This window comes from Eubacterium sp. AB3007 (assembly GCF_000688015.1).
Classification (GTDB): domain Bacteria; phylum Bacillota; class Clostridia; order Peptostreptococcales; family Anaerovoracaceae; genus Aminicella.
The window spans coordinates 384,298-407,060 of record NZ_JIAD01000001.1 but is presented as its reverse complement, the minus strand read 5'-3'; the positions used below and the strand labels follow the sequence as shown (position 1 = coordinate 407,060).

Below are 22,763 nucleotides of genomic sequence, written 5' to 3'. Positions count from 1 at the left end.
ATCACTCCATCATGGAACGTACACGTACTGGTTTACCGGAAACCACGGTAGCTGAATAGGTATCAAAATCTGTGATCAGTTTTTTGATGCGGTCGATGTCATCGATCGTCACGCTGTTGTACCCATCCAGGACTTCCTCCGGCATGTAGACTTTGTTCTTCAGCAGGAAATTCTTTCCGTTGATCATCATCCTCGCCGAAGAACTCTCCTGACTGAACACATAGATGGATTTTATCTGTTCTCTGGAAGAGTCCAGCTCATCCTGGCTGACACTCTCCCTGCCCAATCGGTCGATCTCTTCACGGATTCCCTCGATGGCTTTGCGGATCCTGTCGTGGGCTACGCCAGCGTAGATTTCAAAATACCCTGCATTTCGAAATCCACCGGAAGAAGAAAACACCGAATAAGCCAGTCCTTTCTGCTCACGAATATTCTGGAAGAGGCGGGAACTCATGCTCCCGCCAAGCAGGTTGTTCATAATCTGGAAAGCGTAGCTCCTGTCATCCCCAAGTGGCAATCCTCTGGTACCCAGACAGATGTGGCTCTGCTGGATATCCTTGGTCACAGACCGAAACGACCGCTTATAGGGAGTGCGCGATTCACGGGCAGCCGGCTTGGAATCGCCGAGTGAGAGAAATGCATTCTCAAAATATGCGCATATCTCGTCCTCGTCGAACTTACCTGCTACCGAGACCACAATACTGTCTCTGGTATACTGCTCCCGTACATAGCGTGTGATGACTCCGTGGGTGACCCGATTGAGGGAAGACGGTGTGCCGATAATAGAACGGCCTTCCGGATTGCCGCGGAACACCTGGGACACAAAAGTGTCATGCACCACATCGTCTGGGCTGTCCTTGGTCATCTTGATCTCCTCACAGATCACCTGCCGTTCCCTGTCCATCTCTGCCGGGTCGAAAACAGAGTGTTCCAGCATATCCACAATAACATCTGCCGCCTTCCGGTAGTTCTCTGAGACAGCCTTCACGTAGTAACAGGTGTGTTCTTTGCTGGTGTAAGCGTTGATCTGACCTCCGATCCGATCTATATCCGCAGCGATGGTCCTGGCGTCCCTGGACTCTGTCCCCTTGAACATCATGTGTTCAACAAAATGCGAGATGCCCGCGTTTCGATCCATCTCGTCCACCGCACCGGTTCTCACGAACACACCGATGGCAATTGACTGTACGCCAGGCATCTGCTCCATGACCATTCTAACTCCATTAGAGAGTTTCCTAGTTGTGATCATTCTATTCCTCCTAATTCTTCTCCTCCGGGAACTCGCGAAGTATGCAGCTCACCTCATGCTTCGCATTCTCCAGGAATGCGGCTTTCGGGTGGAACTTGCTCCGTTCCTCGAACCAGTATTCTGCTTCGTAGGCTTTCATGATGCCATCGAAATCAAGCCCTTGATCCCTCAGTGAAAGCACAAAATCTCTTCCCCTTTCCGCACTCTCATGAAACATGTCAAAGTATTGCGGCACAATGTCGTAGGGAATGCACCCGAAATGCGGGCTGATAATCTTCTGAACGCCATAGTTCTTGCACTTACGAGCACTCTGGATGGCATCCCGGTAGCTCTTCAGAATCGATGTATGGATGACGCCCGGCCCTCTCAGAAGCCCTGTGCTCTCGCTTGCGAACATGATGCTGTCCGGTTCCAGCACAAAGGTCAGGGAGCAGTCTGTATGTCCTTTGGTCACGATGACATTGAAGTACTTGTCCCCCAGATTGATCCTGCTGCCATCTGTGACAATCCGATCCACCCGCATCCCCTCTGTCTCAATGGGCTTGCGGGATCCGGTAAAGCTATTCCTTGCTTCCTCCCCCAGATAGCGCATGAGTTTTCTGGCGCCCTCGCTCTTGAACACCATCATCGCCTTGGCGGCACCACACACGATCGCATCAGGCCACTCTTTCAGAACATAGGGCAGTGCCCCAATATGGTCGTAGTGAGTATGAGAAACCAGAATATAATCCACCCTGGTTCTCTGATGGCGGTGAAGTACGGTCTTGATATTGGAGATGGTCCCTTCTGCACAATAGGCCATTCCTGTGTCATAGAGGGCCGTGTACCGGCTGCCGATGACCAGAATGGCCTCGCCGCCCATACCTGCAGTGACCCTGTATGTTCCTTCTGGATAGTCGAATCGATCAAATCCCGGAAAATCCTGGAAGAGCTGGTGATTCTCGTTCATATTCTTATACATGCTGTCTCCTCTTCTCCGGCACAGTTAACTAGTGCAACATTACGGTCAAGTGATCCAGTTCGTAATCCAGCGCTCTGCTGAAATCAAACCGATAGGGATCTTCCCCAAGCGTCTCAGCCCGGGCGTAAGCCAATGCATCGATCACCGGTGTCACATAGGACTCCTCTGTCACTTCATTGGTGCATACCACGTTGTCATCAAACAGGAACCACCTTCTGAACTTAATGATCTCATCCACCAGGTTCATTAGGATCTCGTCCTCTTCCGCCTCATCCAGATCCATATCCAGTTCCATCAGATAACCGCTCATGACGCTTCGGATGTTTTCCATCAGCGTGTAGACCTCTGTTTCCCTGTCTGGTATCCATTCCTGGATGTGGTCATAGTATTGTCCCAAAAGGTCGGAGAACCGGGCTTTGTCCAGATCCTTCAGAAAGGCGTGCAGCTCTTCCTCTGAGATCTCTTCTTCCGTCTCCATCAGTTCCGCCATGTTCTCAAAATAATGAAAATCCTCTGGGGATCGTATCCCCATCAATTCATACAATCTGTCCATATCCCCCTACTTTCTATAAATCCAGATTCTTGAATCGAATGTTCAATTCATCCTGATCCTTCCCCAGTATCCGCTGGATCATGTTGACGAAATTCTCCGACAGGTCGCTGGCGTAGAAGACATTGTCTGCGTTTCTTCTATCCGCAAGAAGATCGTGTTTCTCCAGCTCGATCTGTACAGCAGTCGCCGCCTCCTTGGAAGAACTAACGATGCGAAGCCCCGGGTAGATACGCCGGAGATTCTCTCGTATCAGAGGATAGTGGGTGCATCCGAGCACAAGCGTATCGATCTGGTTATCTTCCACAAAATCATCCAGATAATAATGGATGGTCAGGTCCATGATCTCGTTGTCGATGATCCCCTCCTCGATCAGCGGAACAAAGGCAGGACATTCTCTGGCATATAACTTGTCGAGACGATGGTTCTTCTCCCGGATCTTGCGCTCATACACGCCGCTGCGAACGGTTGCCTTGGTGGCGATGATGCCGATGTGATCCTCTGGCGCACAGCTCTCCGCAATTACCCTTGCGGTTGGAGAAATAGCACTGATGATAGGGATCTTGGGATACGCGCGCCGAAGATCGTCGAGACAGGTCGAACTGATGGTATTGCAGGCAATGACCATCATCTTGACGTCTTTCTTCTTAAGAAACTCACCAATCTGCATGGTGAATTGCCGGATGGTCTCTACGGACTTGGATCCATAGGGAGTCCTTGCTGTATCACCGAAAAATATGATCTGTTCAAGCGGAAGTTTCCGCATGATATAAGGGATGCTTGTAAGACCGCCAATACCGGAGTCAAAAAATCCAATCGGTCTGTTGTCCATCTGTTTTTCCTTTCGTTTTTATGATATACTAAATTATATCATACCATAGGAGGACGTATATGGGAAACAAAAAATTAAAATCACGTACCGAAATCCCTTCTGAACATAAGTGGAACATAGAGAAAATGTACGCCGCAGATGACCTCTGGGAGAAAGACCTTGCCGCTGCCATCACCGGAGCTGAAAACTATGATCGTTTCCGAGGTCATCTGGGGGACAGTGCGTCCATGCTGGCTGACGCTCTGGAGGAATCTGACCGAATCGAACTTCTTCTGGAACGCGTCTTTGTCTATGCCAGAATGAAACAAGACGAAGACAACCGGAACAGCCATCAGCAGGAGATGCTGGGACGCGCCGAGAACGCCATCGCCCGTATCTCCTCCGCCATGAGTTTTGTGCTGCCTGAGATCATTGCGCTGCCTGAGGATCGAATCCTCTCATTTCTGGACAACGAACCACGCCTTCAGATCTACCGCCACATGCTTCTGGATGCCCTGCGCCGGAAGGCTCACGTGCTCCCGGAAGCGCAGGAGAAACTTCTGGCACAGATGAGCGAAGTGCTTGGCGCTACCGGTCAGATCTTCACGATGCTGAATAACGCAGATCTGAAGTTCACAAATGTTCATGACGAGGACGGCGACGAAATCTCTCTGACCCATGGCAACTATATCAACCTGATGCGCTCACAGAACAGAGAAGTTCGTAAGGAAGCCTATACCGCCTGTTATGAGGCATACCGCAGCCTGATCAACACCATCGGCACCAACTACAGTTACAACGTCAAAAGAGACGTTGTGAGCGCCCAGATCCGTCACTATGACTCCGCACGACAGGCTTCACTGGCTTCCGGCAATATCCCGGAGTCTGTATATGATAATCTGATCAGTGCGGTCAACGATACCCTGCCGACTCTGCACGATTACCTCACTCTCCGAAAAAAGATTCTGGGCGTGGACGAGCTAAAGATGTATGACGTATATGTCCCTCTGGTCAGTATGCCGGAGAGAGACATCACATTCCGCGAGGCGGTGGAACTGGCCAACAAAGGACTAGCCCCGCTTGGCGAGGATTATCTGGCGCAATTCAATCGCGGAATTGAGGATCGCTGGATCGATATCTACGAGAACGAGGGCAAGACGAGCGGCGCCTATAGCTTCGGCTCCTACGACTCTGATCCTTACGTATTGATGAACTTTGATGGAAAGCTGGAGGATCTGTTCACCCTGGTCCACGAGATGGGCCATTCCATGAACTCCTTCTATACCAGGGCCAATCAGCCCTTCTGCTATGGGGATCACTCGATCTTCACAGCGGAGGTAGCCTCCACTGTCAATGAGTCTCTGATGATGCGCTATCTTCTTGAGAACGAGAGGGATCCGGAAATGCACCGGTACATTCTCAACATGTATATCGAGGCATTCCGTACTACCTTGTTCCGACAGACCATGTTCGCTGAATTCGAGAAGCAGACCCATGACTACGTGGAGAACGGCGGCTCCCTGACGGCGGAGTGGATGAACAGTCTCTATAACGATCTGAACAACCGGTATTTCGGTCCTGCCCTGACAGAGGATTCTCTGATCCAGTACGAATGGGCAAGGATCCCTCACTTCTACCGGAGTTTCTACGTGTATCAATACGCTACGGGCTACTCTGCGGCGACCGCTATTGCAGACAGCATCCTGACCAAAGGAGCACCTGCTCGCGATGCTTACCTGGAGTTCCTGAAGTGCGGCACCAACGACTATCCGGTGGAACTTCTTCGCATTGCCGGTGTGGATATGGATACACCGGGACCTGTCGACCAGGCCATGAAAACCTTCACCTCACTCGTCGAAGAACTGAAAGGGCTGTACTGATATGAGAAAGCACTTATGCATCTATACCAATGGTTCCAACTCCTCTCTGAAAACCGAGCGAGTTCTGAAGAGCAAACTGTCCAACTCAGCTTGCCAGGTTCTGGACGGCATCGATCGAAACGCTGACATCATCGTATGCATCGGCGGAGACGGCACCTTCCTGGAGGTACTCCACAAGTACGACTTCCCGGAAATCCCCATGGTGGGAATCAATACCGGGCACCTGGGGTTCTTTCAGGAGATCATGCCGGATCAGCTGGACGACCTGATATTCAATCTGTCTCATGACCGGTACAGTCTCCAGCCTCTCTCCACCGTGCGGATCAATGTGGAATGTGACTCCGGATGCCACGAACATATCGGGCTCAACGAAGTATGTGTCAAGGGAGACAACAGCCACAGCGTCCACCTGAACATGTCCATCGGCGGCAGCTTTATCGAGCGTTTCAGCGGAGACGGCCTGGTGGTGGCCACTCCTGCCGGGAGCACGGCCTACAACTACTCCCTGGGCGGGAGCATCGTTGATCCGCGGCTGACAGTGCTGCAGGTCACTCCCATCGCCCCCATGAACACCATTGCCTATCGTTCCTTCACCTCCAGCGTACTCCTGCCATCTGACCTGGAACTGGGACTGATCCCGGACATCGACACACAGACTGAGATCAGCATCGTCTGTGACGGGTACACCAGCAACTACGCCAAGGTGAAAGAGATGACCATCGGATTCTCTGACAAGAAAGTCAACCTGGTACGTTTTGAGGGCTATGATTTCTGGACAAAGGTTAAGAGCAAATTCCTATAGAGAGGACAGACATGCAGACATTTGAATTCACAGTTGAGAAAGAGGACGAAGGGCTGGGGATACGACGCCTTCTGAAGAAGAGATTAGACTTTTCCTCCAGGCTCCTTGCCAGACTCCGCGCCCAGAAACGCGTCTATCTCAATGGCGAGATCCTGGAAGGCTGGATGAAGCCCAAGGCCGGTGATGTGATCACCGCTCTCCTTCCAGACGAGAAGAGCCATTTTGAACCTGAGGACATTGACACAGACGTACTCTACGAGGATGGTGACATTCTCATCCTCAACAAACAACCTGGGATCACGGTCCACCCCACCTACGGGCATCCTTCCCACACCATCGCCAACGGCCTCATGAAACACATGGAGGAGACCGGAGACTCCTTTAAGATCCGCTTTGTGAACCGGCTGGACATGGATACCTCGGGACTTCTCATCGTAGGCAAGAACTCCCACGCTCAGGACGATATCGTCCGGCAGATGCAGGAGAACCGGGTGGAGAAACGCTACATCGCCATTGTCCGCGGCGAGATCACCGAGAACGCCCTGAAACAACCAGGCGTTACAGTCACAGAGTATGACGAGGATGACAACCCCCGCTTTACCATCGACCTTCCCATCGGCGGGCCTGCAGAAGGCACGGCGAACCGTTTTGTTACCGAGGATGGATATCCTTCTGTCACACATGTAAGGATACTTCAGGTCGCCAGTGGCTACTCCATGATCGAACTGCTTCTGGAAACAGGCCGCACCCATCAGATCCGGGTGCACCTGTCCCACCTTGGATTCCCTATCATCGGCGACGAACTCTATGGCGGCGCGGCACCTTCCCTTATCGACCGACAGGCCCTGCACGCTTACAGTCTTCGCTTCAGCCATCCGCGAAGCGGGAAACCAATGCGATTCGAAGCGGCTGTTCCCGCGGACATGAAACAAGCCTTATACAAGATCATAGCCGCAGGGCAGGAGGAGTAAGCCTATGGAGATCATACGAGCCAAACACAGCGGCTTCTGCTTTGGTGTGAGACAGGCTATTGAGAAGACATACGCCCAGCTGGACCAGGAACATCGAGGCGCCATCTATACTTGCGGCCCCCTGATCCACAACACCTCGGTCACTGACAGCCTGAAAGAAAATGGCGTCGGGATCATTCACGATTTGTCAGAGACAGCCCCCGGAGATACGGTGATCATCCGGTCTCACGGAGAGCCTAAGTCCTTTTATGACCAAGCTGCCACCATGGATCTGGAGATCGTGGACGCCACTTGCCCCTTTGTCGCCCGGATCCATCAGCTTGTGAACAAAGCCTTCCAAGAGGGACGACCTATCATTATCGTAGGCGACCGGACGCACCCAGAAGTCATAGGGATCAACGGCTGGTGCAACGATCAGGCCTTCATCGCTCACTCGTCCGAGGATGCCCGGAGATTTGAGGAATCAGAAGCATTTCTGGTATGCCAGACCACATTGAACGAGAAAGTATTACAGGAAGTCGTCTCCGTCCTGCAGGAGAAAGGCGTCGATCTTGATATCCAGAACACCATCTGCAATGCAACACGAGATCGGCAGAAAGCCGCTGATGAACTCTCCCAAAAAGTGGATATGATGTTGGTGATCGGTGGCCGCAACTCCTCCAACACCCGGAAATTATATGAAATATGTAAAAAAAATCAAAAATACACGTTTTTTGTTGAAAATATTTCAGATTTACCGTTGAAAGAATTGCAAAAATATAATAGAATAGGAATTGCGGCAGGTGCATCGACGCCTGAACGTGTTATTAAGGAGGTTATTTCTACAATGAGTGAAAACATCACCAACGAAAACAACATTTCAATGGCAGATATCATGGATCAGATTGATGCTACCCTGAGACTCCCTCACGCTGGAGACATCGTAGACGGCAAGGTCTATCAGGTTACCGACGACGAAGTCATCGTCACCATGGGCTGCAAGAAGGACGGGATCCTCATGGCAAACGAGGTATCTCTGGAAGAAGGTCAGACACTGAAGGACGTGTTCCATGTCGGCGATGAGATCCAGGCTAAGGTAATCAAGACAGACGACAGCGACGGTGGCATCCTGCTCTCCAAGAAGAGACTGCAGGTCAACGAGCAGTGGAACGAGATCACGGAAGCTTACGAGAACAAGACCAACATCGACGTCAAGGTCGTGAAGGTCGTCAAGGGCGGTGTGATCGCAGCCTACAAGGAAGTCTCCGGTTTCATTCCTCTCTCCCAGCTCTCCAACAAGTATGTGGAGACTGCAGACGGATTCATCGGCGAAGAGCTGACGGTCAAGGTCACAAGAGTTGAGCAGAGAAGAAACAGAGCCGTTTTCTCCCACAAGGCTGTTCTGGTCGAAGAGAGACAGAAGCAGATCGAGGAGATCTGGTCCACATTCCAGGAAGGCATGACCGTACTGGGTACTGTCATGAGATTCACCGATTACGGCGCGTTCGTAGATCTGGGTGGAATCGATGGACTGCTGCACATCTCCGAGATCTCCTGGGGCAAGCTGAAGCATCCTGATGAGGTGCTCCACATCGGACAGGAAATCGAGGTAATGATCCTCTCCATGAACAAGGAGAAAGGCAAGATCTCCCTGGGTCTCAAGCAGACCACTCCGGAGCCATGGTCCGTCATCAACGACAACTACTCTGTTGGCCAGGTGGTCAAGGGCAAGGTCGTTCAGCTGAAGGAGTACGGCGCATTCGTAGAGCTGGAGCCGGGTCTGGATGGACTGGTCCACATCTCCGAGGTTGCCAACAAGCGTGTTGCTAACATCGCTGACGAGCTCTCCGTAGGACAGGAAGTCAACGCCAAGATCCTCGAGATCGACACCGACAGAAAGAGAATCAGCCTCTCCATCAAGGAAGCTGGCGAGATCGCCGAGGAAGAGCCTGAGGCTGAGGAAGCTCCTGCTGAGGAAGTTCCTGTTGAGGAAGCTACGGAAGCCGAGGAAGCTCCTGCTGAAGAGGAATAGTCAGAACATATATTTTGACAAAGTCAAGGGATGTCTCAAAAGACGGATAATATTCCATCTTTTGGGGGCATCCCCTTTTTTATTGGACTTACAATCCTTTAATTCATCATCGTAATACTCCGAAGGCTCTCATGATCACTCCTCCCTCACCTTCCTGTGCAGCAACACGAACCGCTGCCGCATTCTGGTGAGGCTACCGTTCCCCTTGGCAATATACTCGATCCCTTCCCGCAGAAACCTGCCGTCTTCCGCCGGCACCTTGTTTTCCATGTGGCGCAATATACCGATCAGATCCTGAAACAGTGCCACCTGATTGGTGTAGTGCCGTGGAACGAACACCAGCCTTGCTTTCTTCAGGTCCCTGCTTACACAGAGAACACCCACGTCCACCCGGTATTCTCCAATGAACATATACCTTCGCTCTGCCTCGATCATTCCCGTCAGAAGAGAGATCATAATGCTGATTCCCTCTTCCTCACGCAGGTGCTCCAGCGAGAGCATCGGCATATATTCCTCCATTTTTACCATCGCAGAGTCCTGTTCTTCCCCGGTAACAAAGATCTGTTGCAGGAACAGCGGACAAACCTGCATGCTGAGGATATCCTTCTGATATTCTGCAACTTGCCCCTTTCCATACTTGACCTCTAGCTGATCCATGATCACCCTCCTCCGCACTTGCTGCACGCCACATATCCACTTTCTTTGGCCGATCTCCGGCTGATCTTGATATAGTATCGTTTTACGGCCCTGCACCCGGCAAGATGATACGCCTCGCCATATGCCTCAAAACAGAACACAGGCGTTCCGATCTTCGCCTTTCCGGATTTGCAATTGGGACAGGAACGATATTTCTTCCGGATCTCCCCAGTCAGGTAGGTCTGTCTGCAGTTCGCTTTCACATGAGTGCATGTCTTGCTATGGTAGCACCTTCCCTCCTCCGGAAATACGCAGACCAGATCCTGTTCCTGCTTCTGCCCTTTATAATAACTGCCGGTATACGCCCTCCCCATCAGTGCCCCCTGGAACCGGATCTTACTGAAGATTCCGAAGGGGTCCGGTTGAGAGAACCGGCAGGCAAACCGCACACTGATCAGGTCATCCTCGTCTCCTGCCGCATACCGATAACGATATCCGGTCACCAGAAAATGTTCCACTCTGCTGTTTTCTTTATATACCCTTGCGGGAAGGAGTACCGGAAACGCAACCGGATCACGACGAAATGCGGATTTCGCCATCTCCATCCTCATTTCTTCTGCCGCCCCGTAGGTGATGTTCTCACACTTACCGATGACCGGGATCACGTTTACCATCAGAAGCATGGCCAGGATAAACAGTGGGAGCACCAAAGCCGCCTCTACGATATATGCCCCTCTGCAGTCTAAGAACCCCTTACGGCTTTCCCTGATATACCTTTGCGATCTCCTGTTCCTCATCATTCACCCTCAACACACAACGTAATCCCCCATTATAATCCTTCAATCTAAAATCTCCGTAATAGAAACATCTCATGTTGATCTGGATCAGATCCATCAGTCGCAGTATCTTCACATCACTGTCCATCAGATAGCAGAGTAATTCAAGATAATCGCGATACTCCTGTCCGGCTGTATTCCCCGGGTCAACATAAGGGACCTTGCTTTTGAACTTCGGATTCTCCTCTTCCTTCACCTTTCCGCCTGTGATGGATTCCAGATCAATGGCCCAGGAATGCTGTGTTTTAACCATAGGTACCTTTTTCCCGTTCATCAAAAGCTTGTAGTCGTTGTTACTCTCCGCAAGAGCCCAGGCGCTCTGGAGTGCTTTCTGGGTCACCACGGCCGCCGGACCTGGTGTGATCACCTCTGCCACCGCCATGGTCTCTCCATTCATCTTAGGGTCCTTCAGAATATACACCATGTTAGCAGCAAACCGAATGGCCGTGATTCTGGCGCGTACTCCCTTCCGGTTCTCTTCGTCCGTATGTTTTCCACAGAGAATGTATTCCACCTCTCCATCCAGATAAGTATTTCCAAGGTCGTTCTTCTCACCCTCATGACTGAAATACCGAAGGATGTATCTGTTTTCGAAGTAGCGGTCTGTCCCCTCCTTCACCACCTCTCCTGGATCACTGAGCCCTTCCAGGGCAGCCTTGAGCGCAGCAACCGAAAGACCACCACTGCTGCCTTCCGAAGGGAGCTCCGTCCATATCTCTTCTCCGCCCCTGACACAACTGCTTCCGTCCTTCCAGGCATGTATCTCAGGGATCGGTTTCACCAGGTCACCTGCTGCTACATACTTACCCATGGCGACCACCTGCTTACGGACGTTCAGAGGACTCTCCAGGCTATAGTCAAATAACTGTACGGCAGCTCCCTTGTAGTCCACATACTTCTTGCCCCGAAAGGAACACATGGCGTAGCGATCGATCTTCTCCCCGATCTCATCGACCGTCCCATAAAATCCGAAGATCCCGTACCGGCGTTGGAGGTTCAGATCATATTCCCCAAGAACGGACTCACACCACATAAGCCCCATTTCTCTGGTGCATCCCCGTACAGCCAGTGTTTTGGAGGCATGGATGTATGCGGTGATCAGGATTAGAAGTCCTGTCATGAGCATGATCACCGTGATGGCTACCGAACCTCGCTTATTCTTCTGTGAATTTCCTTCCAAGCCGGATCGCCTCCCCTATGTTGATCACGTAGTGTTTTGCGCGATACTCCCGCCTCATCGTTTTCTCCACGATACCTCGCAAAGGCACACTGGTACTGGTCTCTTCTTGTACGATACGGAACATAGCCCGGGAAGAGAGACCATTCTCGATCGCCTTCGTTTGTGTGTGTATCTGAGAATCCAGTGATGCATAAAAGTACAACACCAGAAGGATCGTCGACAAAACACTGAGAAGCAGGAGCGGGAGCACCATCGCCGCCTCCACCATCGTGCTCCCACGTTTTCCTTTCAAAAGATGCCTCCTATCCATTGAGAGCATCAAACGTTTTGTTGACAAAGGCGGTGATCTCCGTCTTGAATATGATCCCCAACGCCACCGCCAGAGCGATCAGGATCGCCACCTGTACCATTTCCATAGGCACGACTGCCCCCATCTTATTGCCAAACCATCTCTTCATCTCATGTTCCTCCTTTTACCTGCAGGATCGCCGGCGCTGCTGTCACCAGGATCAGCACCAGAAGAAGCACGGCCAGCGGCATCGTCAGCTTAGTCTCTGCCATCCGCCCCTTCTCCTCAGCCTGCTTCTTGCGTGCCTCCCACAGTTCTCTGCCGGAGGCCTCCAGTTTGCCGGACAGATCCACACCTCTGTATTGATTTTCTGAAATATATCCTACAATCCTTGTAAATTCTCGGATCCTATACTGATCCGCTTTCTCGTTCAGAATCGTTACCAGACTCCGATTGGTTCTGGCGGCGCACTCCTGACAGTCTACGATAAGTCTCTCAAAGAAACTGTTCTTTGTCGGGTCCGTTCGATATCCCTCAGCGATCCTGTTAAACGCATCTGACAGGATCAGCCCGCAGGATAACAGGATCATAACCTGATCCGTGAACACCGGAAGTGATCTGCGTACACTCTCTGTTCTCATCCTACACACTTCCCTGTCCTTCTTCTGATCCGAGAGATACAGCAAGGGGATGATGCCGACAGGAAACAGCAGAAACATAATTGGCGCTGACTGGTTCGACTTGCTCCACCGTATTCTGGTACCATCTTGCAGGGCGAGAGGGAGTTCGATATACTTTCCCTTTCCTTCTTCTGCCTCACTGATCGCACCCTCCAGCTCTCTGTCGAGCTTGGCTGCCGGATCTGACCTGTCGACAGGCGAACTTTTCTTCTGCCTTTCACCTCGCAGCGTCAACGTCACATCTCGTTCCGCAGTGACACCCTCCCGACACACCTTCACATGCAATGTGAAAACCTCTGTGTCTTTGGCCCGCCTCTTCTCCACGGAGACGATCTCCCCCTTCTCATCCTGCACAAAGCCTTTCGACCTCATGTGTTCTTTCCCTATAGCTACACCACTCAAAAGAACAGATACCGCAACCACCAGCAAGATGATCCGTCGGTTTTTTCCATTTTTCAAGAAGGCTGCTATCCGTTCCCTTCCCTCTCTAAACATCGATATCCGTGATCCTTTCTATCCACAGATAGGCACCGATGATCCCGGCAACAGCCATCGTCATCATCAGTCTTCCTCCAACCGTCGTATACATCACTTCCAGATACTCCGGCGAAATTCCCTTTAGAAACAGGATGATCAGGATCGGCATGACCGTAATGATCCTCCCTTCTGCTTTCTTTTGCTGAACAATGGTTCGGATCTCCTGTTCGATTGTGATCTTTTCTCCGATCACCCTGGCCGTCTTATTCATGGCGAAAACAATATCTCCCCCGGTCTCTCTGCAGGCCTGATAGATGCGGACGAAATCATGGACATCTTCCAGCCCTGACCTCTCCGCAAAATCACGGAGCACAGCCACATCGGGTTCCCCATTGACCTGCATCCGGCGCAGCATATGGTCCAACTCTCGCACGATCATATCCTTTTCGCCGTACATAGAGTTAAGTTCTTGTCGTGCCTCCCCGATTGCCTCCCGCATATGTCTGCCAGAGGCAAAAGAGGCCGAGATGCAGTACAGGAGATCGCGAAATCTGGATCTGAGTTTTTTTCTGTTCTCTGCTGCCAGCATTGTCCCCAGTTTCCTGCTCATTGGACAAAACAACAGGGGCATCAATGCAACAGCCAGCATACTTCCATAGAACAGGTATCCTCCCGCAGCCAGAAACAGGACCAGTCCTGCTCCCAGATACAATTTTTGTTGTCTGGATAGTACATATACCCTATAATCTGTCATTTCTATCCAACCCCCGTGTCATCAGCTTAGTTCTCGACTGAAGACGATTGCCCGTTCTCTGCAGGGTACCCTCTTCCCCATACAGGAACAGGGGATTCAATTGATAGTTGTCTCCCTCGTACCCGCAGAGTTCCTGTACCTCCGTCACCACTCTTCGCCCATCAGCTAACCGGCTCATATGAAGCATGATATCTATACCTTCCACGATCTGTCCACGGATGGCGCCAAGCGGAACCTCCGATGCCATCATATACATATACTCCAGACGACGGAGCATGGCCGTTACGGAATTGCCGTGCCCGGTAGAGATACACCCGTCATGTCCGGTATTCATCGCCTGCAGCATCTCCGCCACCTCACTGCCCCGCACTTCTCCTACGATGATTCGGTCCGGTCTCATGCGGAGGCTGGTACGGATCAGCATGTCCATGGTCACCTGCCCCTTTCCTACGGTATTCGCATTATGGCATTCCATCTGAACGATATTGTCGATCTGACGCAGCATCAGCTCTCTGGAATCCTCGATGACGATGACACGCTCTTCCGCTGGAATGCTGTCCGCCAGCGCATTCAGAAAGGTCGTCTTGCCGCTGGATGTCCCCCCGCTAATGAAGATGTTGTAGCCCCCGGCCACCAGTATCTGCAGCGCCTCAGCACACTCCGCCGTGATCCCTCCACCGCTCCTGATCTGCTCCAGTGTAATATGTTCCTTGGAAAACTTGCGTATGGTGATAGCCGGGCCACCCACCGCGATATTCTTATACACAGCGTTCACTCTGGAACCATCCGATAAACGAGCATCCAGGATGGGATTCATCTCATTGATCTCCCGATGGACTGCTGCCGCGATGTTTCGCATGATCTCCTCGATCTCTTCCACAGAATCGAACCTTTCCGGCGCCTTCTCCATTCCTTTCCCCGTCTCCAGGAATATCTCCGCCTCTCCGTTTACCATGATCTCTTTGATCTCGGGATTCCGGACGTACTTATCCAGAATCCCGAGGTTGCTTCTCGTGCGCGAACGGATCAGTCGTAGCGCCTCCTTGGCTTCTCTGTAAGTGAGATATGGATCACCATTTAACACGATATTCTCCAGCATCGACTCATAGGCTTCCTCGTCCATGGCAGTGTCAGAAAGTGCACGCCTTATCGCTGCCGTCTTCACCTCTATGACAGAATTTTTACTTCCCATTGTCATATTCTCCCAATATCCTCTCACAAAGCATTGCTACCTCCGACCCGTACGACGTGTTCAGGTCGATCTCGATCCGACCGTCCCTCCACACAAAAGCCTGCCTGCAATACCTTATCTGCATTTCATCATCATACGTTTCCTCCTTTCCTCTTACCATGTTCCTCACGCGGATCCCTTTGATCTCGGAGATTCCAAGCGTCCCTATCAGGTGATCAGCTCGTTCCTCCTCCATGTACCGACTTCCGTTTCTCACAAAGACATAGCCATCACTGTTACGAAGAAGATCGATGACCCCACCGGCATACATCGTCCCGATATCGATGAGCACATATTCATATTGTCCCATCCTGTTCACCGTCTCCATCAGAGACGCCAGGACCTGTCCATCGATCTCCGTCAAATAATGGTTCAGCATTGGTACGCGAAGTCTGTCAAGATACCCATCAGAGAGCAGATGTGCCCCCAAAGGGACCTCCTTCCCCGCTTCCAGCTGATAAAACAGCCTTTGCAGATCGCCACCCTCGCTGTATCCAACGTACTGTCCGGAACCATCCAGAGGTGTTAGTGACAGATAGAGACAGTGGCAACCATAGAGGATCGAAAGCATCCTGCCCACCGACAAACATAGCGATGTGACGCCACAGCCTCCTGCCTCCCCCAGAAAACTGATGACTCGAAACGCAGTAGTCCCCCGGTACTCCAGATTCCTCCCCGTAAGCAGATAATACAGATGTGTCAAACGGTTGACGATGCTCCTGCAATCTTCGTAGCGAAAGACCAGATCCACTCTCTCTTCCGCCCTGCTCGGTTCGTTTACCAGATAGAGATATCTGTCTTTCTGATACTCCTGTGGACAAACTTCATCCGTAAGAATGAGATCAGCATACTCCGGCTGCTCCAGAAGGAATGTCATGTTGCGGCACTCTCTGCTAAGTCCTCTCACCAATGCCCCTGCAAACATTTTGTCAGGGAGCATGATTCCGACGCGGATAATCTCCAGTGTTCTCCCCTCCTTTCTACTGTTTTTTCGAATCATAACAACTTCCCCATAGGTTGTCAACCATAAATTGCCATGATTTATATTTTCATACAATACCCTTACAAAAACAAAAAAACTATGGTATTGTCACAACAATACCATAGTGAAAAACTTTGTCCGTATGCCAAACTACCGAAGATCAGCCGAGATCCGAACGAATGAAATGTGTGACCTGCGGCTCTTCCACCGAAGGAAGACCATATTTCTCTTTTCCGAGTTGGATGGATCTCATAAGGAAGGTCATGTTCCTGGCCAGGGTGCGCATCGTCTGCAGTCCTTCTGCATCCAGCGCCGCTTCTCCTGCCGTCGTACCATGAACGCTGTTCCAGTACTGGCTGGATGCCACCGGCATACCGCTGATCAGAAAGTACTTGTTCAGCTCGTCGAATGCAGCAGAGCATCCACCGCGCCTTGCCACCACCACGCTGGCACCGACCTTCATGGTTTTGGAGAAGGATGTGCTGTAGAACAGCCTGTCTGCCACCGCCACCAGGGTTGCATTGGCGGAGCCATAGTAGACGGGAGAAGCCAGGACCAGAGCATCCGCCTCGCGGAACTTCTCCGCAATCTCGTTGACGGGATCGTCATCGAACACACACTTCCCGAGCTCGCCGCAGCGTCCGCAGGCAATACAACCCCGGATTGCCTTGCTTCCAACACGGCAGATCTCAGCCTTCACTCCTTCCTCCAGAAAGACCTTTTCCATTTCCTTTATTGCGATTTCTGTATTGCCTCCGCTTCTGGGGCTTCCACTCAGGATCAATACCTTCATAAGGTGTCTTTTCTTTCCTCCATATCTGTAAGTAACGCACTCTCCTGGGCCTGCTCCTCAGGCCGTCTGAACACCATGTGCTCTGTGATGATCTCGTAGAACACCGTCTCCGCAGTGCTCAGATACAGCATCGCGAAGGCCATCGGGATAGTACCGATGAACGTGGCGATGAAACCCGGAACAGAACTAGTGATGGCCATGGTGGCTGCGGCAACATTGGCTCCGTTGATCATACCTGTCGCGCCCAGGATCCCGCCCAGGACACCGGAGGGGATCGCTGCCAGAATGATCCATCCGATGAAAGACAGGGTCAGGCAGAAAAACTTGGCCTTGTTGCCCTGCATCCTCGCCTTACTCTCGTTGATGCACTGCATGATCCCCTTGCCGGGGTCGTCAGCCAGGATGTAGAACGCCTGGCTGTAGCGCAGAGCCGCAATGATCCCAGGCACGATCAGAAGCAGAGACCAAAGGACGATGAAGATCCCTGTCACGAGCATGAGCCCCAGCGTTTTCAGATAATACTCAAACCCGTTGAACACGTACCCAGGGTTAATGTCTCTCATCCTCACAAAAGAAAGGAAGAAAGAGCAGATCCCGGCTGTAAACACACCATTGAAGAATATCCGGTAGAAGTAAGCGATCACCGAGTAGTTCTGGTTGATCCCAAGCGCCTCGTTATATTGCGTGATCTTCCCGAAAGGAATGCATGCCTCAAAGAACTGCGGAATCATATCCATCATAACAATAGCCAGAAACATCCCCAGAAACACCTTTCCCCAGTTGCCGGAGAGAAGTCGTCTGGATATCTTCCTGATCTCTGCGGATGGCATGGTAACAATTACATGATTCATTCACGAACCTCCTGTTTCTTTATTTTTCCTTTTATTATATAATAGAATCATCAAATTAACAAGAGGTGCAACATGAGCAAGGCAATCATCGTCACGGGCTACCTGGACAGCCCTCATCTACTGAATACGGATCTACCAGAAAAGGCGTTTGTGATCTGCGCAGACAAGGGACTTCTCATCGCCCGAGAACTGGGTCTGAGACCGGACCTTCTCATCGGGGACTACGACTCCATGGCGGAGCCCCAGGATCAGGATGTGATCAAGCTCCCCACCGTCAAGGATATGACCGACACAGAGGCTGCCATCGATCTTGCGATCTCCCGTGGATTCACGGAGCTGACAGTAGTGGGAGGCCTGGGCGGCCGGTTCGATCACACCATGGGCAACATCGGCGTACTGAAAAAGTATCTGGATAAGCCGGTCAGCATTTGCCTGGTGGATGGTCAGAACAAGGTCTGCCTGAAGGCCCCCGGATGCTTTGCGGTCGCTCCAGAGATATATAGATACCTGGGTCTCATCGCCTACGATAGCCCCTGCACAAAGCTTTGTGTCAGCGGTACCAGATACCCGCTCAGAGATCATACCCTGACCAACGACACATCTCTGGGCGTCAGCAACGAGATCACGGAGGAGCAGGCCCATATTTCGTTCACTTCCGGCACCCTTCTGGTCATCCTCTCCCGGGACAGGGGTTGAAAAGCCCGTACGAAAATGGTATATTGATATTGGTATTATTGAAGTAATCAGAAAGGGAGAGTCGATATTATGTACGAGAACATTAAGTACGAAGTCAAGGGTGATCTTGGGTTCATCACCATCAACCGTCCAAAGGCTATGAATGCGCTGAACACAGACGTACTGGCAGAGCTGGCAGAGGCCCTGAAGGAGATCGAGTCGGACGATGCCGTCAAGGCTGTCATCGTCACCGGCGAAGGAAAGGCTTTCGTGGCAGGCGCTGATATCGCGCAGATGAGCAAACTGAACGCAGTAGAAGGTAGAGCTATGATGCAGGCTGGGCACAAGGTCATGAACACCATCGACCAGATGCCGAAGCCATTCATCGCTGCTGTCAACGGGTTCGCTCTCGGTGGCGGATGTGAGCTGGCCATGGCATGCGACATCCGCATCGCTTCCGAGAAGGCGAAGTTCGGACAGCCGGAGGTCGGCCTGGGCATCATCCCCGGATTCTGTGGTACACAGAGACTGCCGAGACTGGTTGGGAAGGGAATGGCCAAGTACCTGATCTACTCTGCTGAGATGATAAATGCTGCAGAAGCTCTGCGCATCGGCCTGGTTGAGAAGGTAGTAGCTCCGGAAGAGCTGATGGCTGAGGCTGAGAAACTGGCGGAGACCATCGCCTCCAAGGCTCCGATCGCCGTTGCACAGGCGAAGATCGCCATCAACAACGGATATGATATGGATCTGAAGAGCGCCAGCCAGCTGGAGGTCGAGGCCTCCACTGTCTGCTTCGGTTCCGAAGATCAGAAGGAAGGCATGGCGGCATTCCTGGAGAAGAGAACCGCAGAGTGGAAAAACAAGTAGATTCACACAGGCATTATGAAAGAGCCGTTGCACAAAGCAACGGCTCTTTTGTTATATACTGATTATCCCCAGCATCAGCATGGTGATAATGGTCCCTGCTGTGCACACCCCCAGAAAAATACTGGGGATCGCAGACTTCAGGCTCATGTCGAGCATAGCGGCGATCAAGGCGCCAGTCCAGGCACCTGTTCCAGGCAGCGGGATCGCCACGAATAGAAATAGACCGAACTTCTCATACTTGAGGACTTTGTCCTTCTTGGCTTCTGCTTTCGCCTCCATCCGATCTACAACCGCGTTGAGGCGCGGACTCTTGCTCCGCATCCATTTGAAGATCTTCCTGATAAAAAGCAGGATGAAGGGAATGGGGATCATATTGCCTACGATAGCCACCAGCATGGTCAACCAGGGGTTGCAGCCGGCAGCAACCCCTACCGGGATCGCGGCACGAAGTTCAAATACAGGAACCATCGATATGAAAAACACTGTGATAATCTTAAGCATGCCGTCTCCGTCCGTTACTTATCGTGTCTCTTATGATTCGTCTTATGCTGTACGATGATCCCCGCAATGAAAAGCACCAGCATTCCGCAGAGAACAGGAAGTGGATGGTCCTGCGCCACACGAACGAACATGGTGCGGTTTACGTTGGTGATGGTCTGGATAGGCGCGGGATCCACACTCTGCGCTATGCGTGGGAACGAAAACAGCATATAGACGCAAGGGACCGCCATCAGAGTCGCCCCTAGCCCGGCTGTCGAGATCATGATGATCATATCGATGGCTTTCACTGTCAGTATGCCGACCAGGATCGTGACGACCACGAGGAACGCCACCTTGGGGATCGCCATCTCCCGAATCTGTGGAAACAGGTCAAACAGTACTGTACCCAGAGAAAGTCCGGCAACCAGTCCCGCCACAAACACTCCGAGCTTCAGAACAAAGCCTGAGAGAAGCGCCCCGACCAGACCGGCCAGAATGGCGATGACAAAGTCCCTGTCATCGGTTCCATTTAGAAGTCCCATGATCCCACTGTACACCATCCAGAATGTGAATACAGCGATCGCAGGACGAAACAGATCCCTTCCCTTGAAACAGAGAAGTGCTCCAATGATAACCAGTATCCCTAAATACCCAAATACTACACCCAATTCGATTCCTCCCTAAACATGAATAACTGCAGCAAGGATCCTCCCTGCTGCAGTCGTATTATCCAATGGTGTTGATCAGCCGAGCAGACCGTTCCCAAACAGCGGTGCAAATACCAGGGATACGATGGTCATCAGCTTGATCAGGATGTTGATGGACGGTCCAGAGGTATCCTTGAACGGATCTCCAACAGTATCGCCGACAACAGCTGCCTTGTGGGCATCTGAGCCCTTCCCACCGTGGTTTCCTCCCTCGATGTACTTCTTGGCGTTGTCCCACGCGCCACCGGCGTTGGCCATCATGATGGCCAGGACTACTCCGGAAGCAAGCGCGCCTGCCAGCAGGCCTCCCAGGGCATTGGATCCGAGGACAAATCCGACCGCGACCGGTACCACGATCGCCATGAGGCCCGGAATGATCATTTCCTTAAGAGCTGCGGATGTGGAGATGGATACGCATCTCTTGTAATCCGGTTTGGAGGTTCCCTCCATGATGCCCTTGTCCTCACGGAACTGTCTTCTGACTTCCTCGATCATCTCATTGGCTGCCTTTCCTACGGAGTTCATGGTCAGAGCCGAGAACAGGAACGGCAGCATGGCGCCGATGAACAGGCCGATGATGACGATCGGGTGCAGCAGATCGATGGTCTCCAGCTTGGCGACCTGCGCAAAGGATACGAACAGGGCCAGTGCTGTCAGTGCCGCGGAGCAGATGGCGAATCCCTTGCCGATCGCAGCAGTGGTGTTGCCGACTGCATCCAGTTTGTCGGTGATGTTCCGGACGCCCTCCGGCAGCTCGGACATCTCCGCGATGCCGCCGGCGTTGTCGGATACCGGACCATACGCGTCTACCGCAACGGTGATACCGGTGATGGACAGCATGCCGACTGCGGACAGCGCGATGCCGTATACACCAGCGAAGGTGTAGGCCACAAAGATCCCGACGATGATGAAGATGATGGGCCACATGGTGGACATCATGCCGACACCCAGTCCGCTGATGATCGTGGTGGCAGACCCCGTCTCAGACTGCTCTGCGATCTTCTTGACGTGTCTGTACTCTTCTGAAGTATATACCTCGGTGATCTTTCCGATGGCTACACCGACGATCAGTCCGGCGATGATAGCGAATGCGTAGTTCATTCCTCCCAGCATGGTCTTGCTCAGGATCAGGCTGGCGACGATCACGATCGCAGCACTGATATAGGTGGCCATATCCAGAGTCTTGGCCGGATTGCTGCTCTTGTCATTGCCTCTGACGATCAGGATCGCAAATACGGATGCCAGCAGTCCGATGGCGGCCAGTACCAGCGGGAACATGGCTGCCGTGACCTCGTCAAACGCACCACTGACCTCTGCCGCCTGAACAGCAACCGCAGACAGTGTGATGGCAGAAATGATGGAACCAACATAGGACTCAAACAGGTCGGATCCCATACCAGCTACATCGCCTACGTTATCGCCTACGTTATCAGCGATGACAGCCGGGTTGCGCGGGTCATCCTCCGGGATGCCTGCCTCGACCTTACCCACCAGGTCAGCGCCTACGTCTGCCGCCTTGGTATAGATACCACCGCCGACACGTCCGAACAGCGCCATAGAAGAAGCACCGAAACCAAAGCCGGTGACACACTCAACGACAGTGGCAAAGTCCAGGGTGACGAAGATCACGCTCAGACCCAGCAGACCCAGGCCGGCTACGCAAAGACCCATGACGGAACCGGAACGGAACGCCACATTCAGTGCCTTCCCCATTCCGTGTTCCTCCGCCGCTGCGGCGGTTCTCACGTTACCCAGAGTAGCAACGTTCATGCCGAAGAAACCGGCCAGAACAGAGAGCAGCGCACCACACAGGTAAAGGATACCGGTGGTCGGGTTGATGGCGAAGGTCAGTGCCAGGAACAGCACGACGATGACGATGGCCATGAACTTGTACTCTCTCTTCAGGAACGCGAACGCACCCTCCCTGATGAACCCTGAGATTTCCCTCATTCTGTCATTCCCTGTGCTCTGCCCCTTGATCCATTTCGCCAGAGCGAACGCTACGATCAAGGCGATCACAGCACAGATAGGAGCAACAAACTTCAACATAGATTTACCTCCTACAGATGCTGATTAAGAGGTACTTGTCA

General features: G+C 52.1%; 24 protein-coding genes. 6 read left to right on the top strand and 18 right to left on the bottom strand.

What is annotated here, in order from left to right; all coding sequences use genetic code 11:
* Position 1: 1 nt before the first annotated feature.
* From P156_RS0102005 to murI, 4 genes are read right to left on the bottom strand one after another with little or no spacing between them, the layout of a single operon-like run.
* On the bottom strand, positions 2-1,249 hold the full coding sequence (locus P156_RS0102005; RefSeq protein WP_027868718.1) for a pitrilysin family protein: 1,248 nt from the start codon (positions 1,247-1,249) through the stop codon (positions 2-4).
* Between the two features lie 10 nt (positions 1,250-1,259).
* Complete coding sequence (locus P156_RS0102000) at positions 1,260-2,210, bottom strand: MBL fold metallo-hydrolase (RefSeq protein WP_027868717.1); 951 nt, start codon at positions 2,208-2,210, stop codon at positions 1,260-1,262.
* Between the two features lie 28 nt (positions 2,211-2,238).
* The gene (locus P156_RS0101995; protein ID WP_027868716.1) at positions 2,239-2,763 is read right to left on the bottom strand and encodes a hypothetical protein; all 525 of its coding nucleotides are present in this window, start codon (positions 2,761-2,763) and stop codon (positions 2,239-2,241) included.
* Positions 2,764-2,776: 13 nt separating this feature from the next.
* The gene (gene murI, locus P156_RS0101990) at positions 2,777-3,592 is read right to left on the bottom strand and encodes a glutamate racemase (RefSeq protein ID WP_027868715.1); all 816 of its coding nucleotides are present in this window, start codon (positions 3,590-3,592) and stop codon (positions 2,777-2,779) included.
* A gap of 59 nt (positions 3,593-3,651) precedes the next feature.
* Between murI and pepF the strand changes: the two genes are divergently transcribed.
* The 4 genes from pepF to P156_RS11175 are packed head-to-tail and all read left to right on the top strand — an operon-like array spanning position 3,652 to position 9,235.
* Entirely contained in the window at positions 3,652-5,451 is a 1,800-nt protein-coding gene (pepF, locus tag P156_RS0101985; RefSeq protein ID WP_027868714.1) for an oligoendopeptidase F, read from the top strand.
* Position 5,452: 1 nt separating this feature from the next.
* Positions 5,453-6,253 (top strand): NAD(+)/NADH kinase, encoded by an 801-nt coding sequence (locus tag P156_RS0101980; protein WP_027868713.1) that lies wholly within the window; start codon positions 5,453-5,455, stop codon positions 6,251-6,253.
* 11 nt (positions 6,254-6,264) lie between these two features.
* Positions 6,265-7,224 carry an RluA family pseudouridine synthase gene (locus P156_RS0101975; RefSeq protein WP_027868712.1) on the top strand — a complete coding sequence of 320 codons (960 nt, stop codon included), beginning with the start codon at positions 6,265-6,267 and terminating at the stop codon, positions 7,222-7,224.
* A 4-nt stretch (positions 7,225-7,228) separates the two neighbouring features.
* On the top strand, positions 7,229-9,235 hold the full coding sequence (locus P156_RS11175) for a bifunctional 4-hydroxy-3-methylbut-2-enyl diphosphate reductase/30S ribosomal protein S1 (RefSeq protein WP_034802083.1): 2,007 nt from the start codon (positions 7,229-7,231) through the stop codon (positions 9,233-9,235).
* A 135-nt stretch (positions 9,236-9,370) separates the two neighbouring features.
* Here the strand turns inward: P156_RS11175 and P156_RS0101965 are convergent, their stop codons facing one another.
* From P156_RS0101965 to P156_RS11170, 11 genes are all read right to left on the bottom strand, one after another.
* Positions 9,371-9,892, bottom strand: coding sequence for a hypothetical protein (locus tag P156_RS0101965; protein WP_027868711.1), 522 nt, complete (start codon positions 9,890-9,892; stop codon positions 9,371-9,373).
* A gap of 2 nt (positions 9,893-9,894) precedes the next feature.
* Positions 9,895-10,668, bottom strand: a complete 774-nt coding sequence (locus P156_RS0101960; RefSeq protein WP_185752120.1) for a TadE/TadG family type IV pilus assembly protein — start codon at positions 10,666-10,668, stop codon at positions 9,895-9,897.
* A complete protein-coding gene (locus tag P156_RS0101955; protein ID WP_027868709.1) occupies positions 10,625-11,887 on the bottom strand; it encodes a DUF5702 domain-containing protein in 1,263 nt (420 codons plus the stop codon). The genes P156_RS0101960 and P156_RS0101955 overlap by 44 nt, the downstream gene beginning before the upstream one ends.
* Positions 11,862-12,179, bottom strand: coding sequence for a TadE/TadG family type IV pilus assembly protein (locus tag P156_RS0101950; protein ID WP_027868708.1), 318 nt, complete (start codon positions 12,177-12,179; stop codon positions 11,862-11,864). Before P156_RS0101950 ends, P156_RS0101955 begins: the two co-directional genes overlap by 26 nt.
* Positions 12,180-12,189: 10 nt before the next feature.
* The gene (locus P156_RS13285) at positions 12,190-12,345 is read right to left on the bottom strand and encodes a hypothetical protein (RefSeq protein WP_185752228.1); all 156 of its coding nucleotides are present in this window, start codon (positions 12,343-12,345) and stop codon (positions 12,190-12,192) included.
* A gap of 1 nt (position 12,346) precedes the next feature.
* Positions 12,347-13,228 carry a type II secretion system F family protein gene (locus tag P156_RS0101940; RefSeq protein ID WP_034802077.1) on the bottom strand — a complete coding sequence of 294 codons (882 nt, stop codon included), beginning with the start codon at positions 13,226-13,228 and terminating at the stop codon, positions 12,347-12,349.
* A 115-nt stretch (positions 13,229-13,343) separates the two neighbouring features.
* A complete protein-coding gene (locus P156_RS0101935) occupies positions 13,344-14,087 on the bottom strand; it encodes a type II secretion system F family protein (RefSeq protein WP_027868706.1) in 744 nt (247 codons plus the stop codon).
* Positions 14,074-15,279, bottom strand: coding sequence for a CpaF family protein (locus P156_RS0101930; protein WP_185752119.1), 1,206 nt, complete (start codon positions 15,277-15,279; stop codon positions 14,074-14,076). The genes P156_RS0101935 and P156_RS0101930 overlap by 14 nt, the downstream gene beginning before the upstream one ends.
* Positions 15,269-16,318 carry a hypothetical protein gene (locus P156_RS0101925; RefSeq protein WP_027868704.1) on the bottom strand — a complete coding sequence of 350 codons (1,050 nt, stop codon included), beginning with the start codon at positions 16,316-16,318 and terminating at the stop codon, positions 15,269-15,271. Before P156_RS0101925 ends, P156_RS0101930 begins: the two co-directional genes overlap by 11 nt.
* Positions 16,319-16,460: 142 nt before the next feature.
* Positions 16,461-17,093, bottom strand: a complete 633-nt coding sequence (locus P156_RS0101920) for a flavodoxin family protein (RefSeq protein ID WP_027868703.1) — start codon at positions 17,091-17,093, stop codon at positions 16,461-16,463.
* The gene (locus P156_RS11170) at positions 17,090-17,944 is read right to left on the bottom strand and encodes a DUF975 family protein (protein WP_051600517.1); all 855 of its coding nucleotides are present in this window, start codon (positions 17,942-17,944) and stop codon (positions 17,090-17,092) included. The genes P156_RS0101920 and P156_RS11170 overlap by 4 nt, the downstream gene beginning before the upstream one ends.
* Positions 17,945-18,016: 72 nt before the next feature.
* Here P156_RS11170 and P156_RS11165 point away from each other — a divergent pair, with 72 nt between their 5' ends.
* Both P156_RS11165 and P156_RS0101905 read left to right on the top strand, forming a co-directional pair.
* Positions 18,017-18,640, top strand: coding sequence for a thiamine diphosphokinase (locus tag P156_RS11165; protein ID WP_051600515.1), 624 nt, complete (start codon positions 18,017-18,019; stop codon positions 18,638-18,640).
* A 66-nt stretch (positions 18,641-18,706) separates the two neighbouring features.
* Positions 18,707-19,486 (top strand): enoyl-CoA hydratase-related protein, encoded by a 780-nt coding sequence (locus tag P156_RS0101905; protein WP_027868702.1) that lies wholly within the window; start codon positions 18,707-18,709, stop codon positions 19,484-19,486.
* 51 nt (positions 19,487-19,537) lie between these two features.
* On the opposite strand, the gene P156_RS11160 is transcribed toward P156_RS0101905, so the two are convergent.
* The 3 genes from P156_RS11160 to P156_RS0101890 form a co-directional block, all read right to left on the bottom strand.
* Complete coding sequence (locus P156_RS11160) at positions 19,538-19,987, bottom strand: small multi-drug export protein (protein ID WP_034802070.1); 450 nt, start codon at positions 19,985-19,987, stop codon at positions 19,538-19,540.
* Positions 19,988-20,001: 14 nt separating this feature from the next.
* Positions 20,002-20,634 carry a DUF4203 domain-containing protein gene (locus P156_RS0101895; protein WP_027868701.1) on the bottom strand — a complete coding sequence of 211 codons (633 nt, stop codon included), beginning with the start codon at positions 20,632-20,634 and terminating at the stop codon, positions 20,002-20,004.
* A gap of 75 nt (positions 20,635-20,709) precedes the next feature.
* Positions 20,710-22,722, bottom strand: coding sequence for a sodium-translocating pyrophosphatase (locus P156_RS0101890; protein ID WP_027868700.1), 2,013 nt, complete (start codon positions 22,720-22,722; stop codon positions 20,710-20,712).
* Positions 22,723-22,763 lie beyond the last annotated feature (41 nt).

Excerpts from the sequence above, each read along its gene's own strand:
- P156_RS0102005 (WP_027868718.1), bottom strand. The coding sequence starts at position 1,249 with ATGATCACAACTAGGAAACTCTCTAATGGAGTTAGAATGGTCATGGAG.
- P156_RS0102000 (WP_027868717.1), bottom strand. The coding sequence starts at position 2,210 with ATGTATAAGAATATGAACGAGAATCACCAGCTCTTCCAGGATTTTCCG.
- P156_RS0101995 (WP_027868716.1), bottom strand. The coding sequence starts at position 2,763 with ATGGACAGATTGTATGAATTGATGGGGATACGATCCCCAGAGGATTTT.
- murI (WP_027868715.1), bottom strand. The coding sequence starts at position 3,592 with ATGGACAACAGACCGATTGGATTTTTTGACTCCGGTATTGGCGGTCTT.
- pepF (WP_027868714.1), top strand. The coding sequence starts at position 3,652 with ATGGGAAACAAAAAATTAAAATCACGTACCGAAATCCCTTCTGAACAT.
- P156_RS0101980 (WP_027868713.1), top strand. The coding sequence starts at position 5,453 with ATGAGAAAGCACTTATGCATCTATACCAATGGTTCCAACTCCTCTCTG.
- P156_RS0101975 (WP_027868712.1), top strand. The coding sequence starts at position 6,265 with ATGCAGACATTTGAATTCACAGTTGAGAAAGAGGACGAAGGGCTGGGG.
- P156_RS11175 (WP_034802083.1), top strand. The coding sequence starts at position 7,229 with ATGGAGATCATACGAGCCAAACACAGCGGCTTCTGCTTTGGTGTGAGA.
- P156_RS0101965 (WP_027868711.1), bottom strand. The coding sequence starts at position 9,892 with ATGGATCAGCTAGAGGTCAAGTATGGAAAGGGGCAAGTTGCAGAATAT.
- P156_RS0101960 (WP_185752120.1), bottom strand. The coding sequence starts at position 10,668 with ATGAGGAACAGGAGATCGCAAAGGTATATCAGGGAAAGCCGTAAGGGG.
- P156_RS13285 (WP_185752228.1), bottom strand. The coding sequence starts at position 12,345 with ATGAAGAGATGGTTTGGCAATAAGATGGGGGCAGTCGTGCCTATGGAA.
- P156_RS0101940 (WP_034802077.1), bottom strand. The coding sequence starts at position 13,228 with ATGAGGTCGAAAGGCTTTGTGCAGGATGAGAAGGGGGAGATCGTCTCC.
- P156_RS0101935 (WP_027868706.1), bottom strand. The coding sequence starts at position 14,087 with ATGACAGATTATAGGGTATATGTACTATCCAGACAACAAAAATTGTAT.
- P156_RS0101930 (WP_185752119.1), bottom strand. The coding sequence starts at position 15,279 with ATGGGAAGTAAAAATTCTGTCATAGAGGTGAAGACGGCAGCGATAAGG.
- P156_RS0101925 (WP_027868704.1), bottom strand. The coding sequence starts at position 16,318 with ATGATTCGAAAAAACAGTAGAAAGGAGGGGAGAACACTGGAGATTATC.
- P156_RS0101920 (WP_027868703.1), bottom strand. The coding sequence starts at position 17,093 with ATGAAGGTATTGATCCTGAGTGGAAGCCCCAGAAGCGGAGGCAATACA.
- P156_RS11170 (WP_051600517.1), bottom strand. The coding sequence starts at position 17,944 with ATGAATCATGTAATTGTTACCATGCCATCCGCAGAGATCAGGAAGATA.
- P156_RS11165 (WP_051600515.1), top strand. The coding sequence starts at position 18,017 with ATGAGCAAGGCAATCATCGTCACGGGCTACCTGGACAGCCCTCATCTA.
- P156_RS11160 (WP_034802070.1), bottom strand. The coding sequence starts at position 19,987 with ATGCTTAAGATTATCACAGTGTTTTTCATATCGATGGTTCCTGTATTT.
- P156_RS0101890 (WP_027868700.1), bottom strand. The coding sequence starts at position 22,722 with ATGTTGAAGTTTGTTGCTCCTATCTGTGCTGTGATCGCCTTGATCGTA.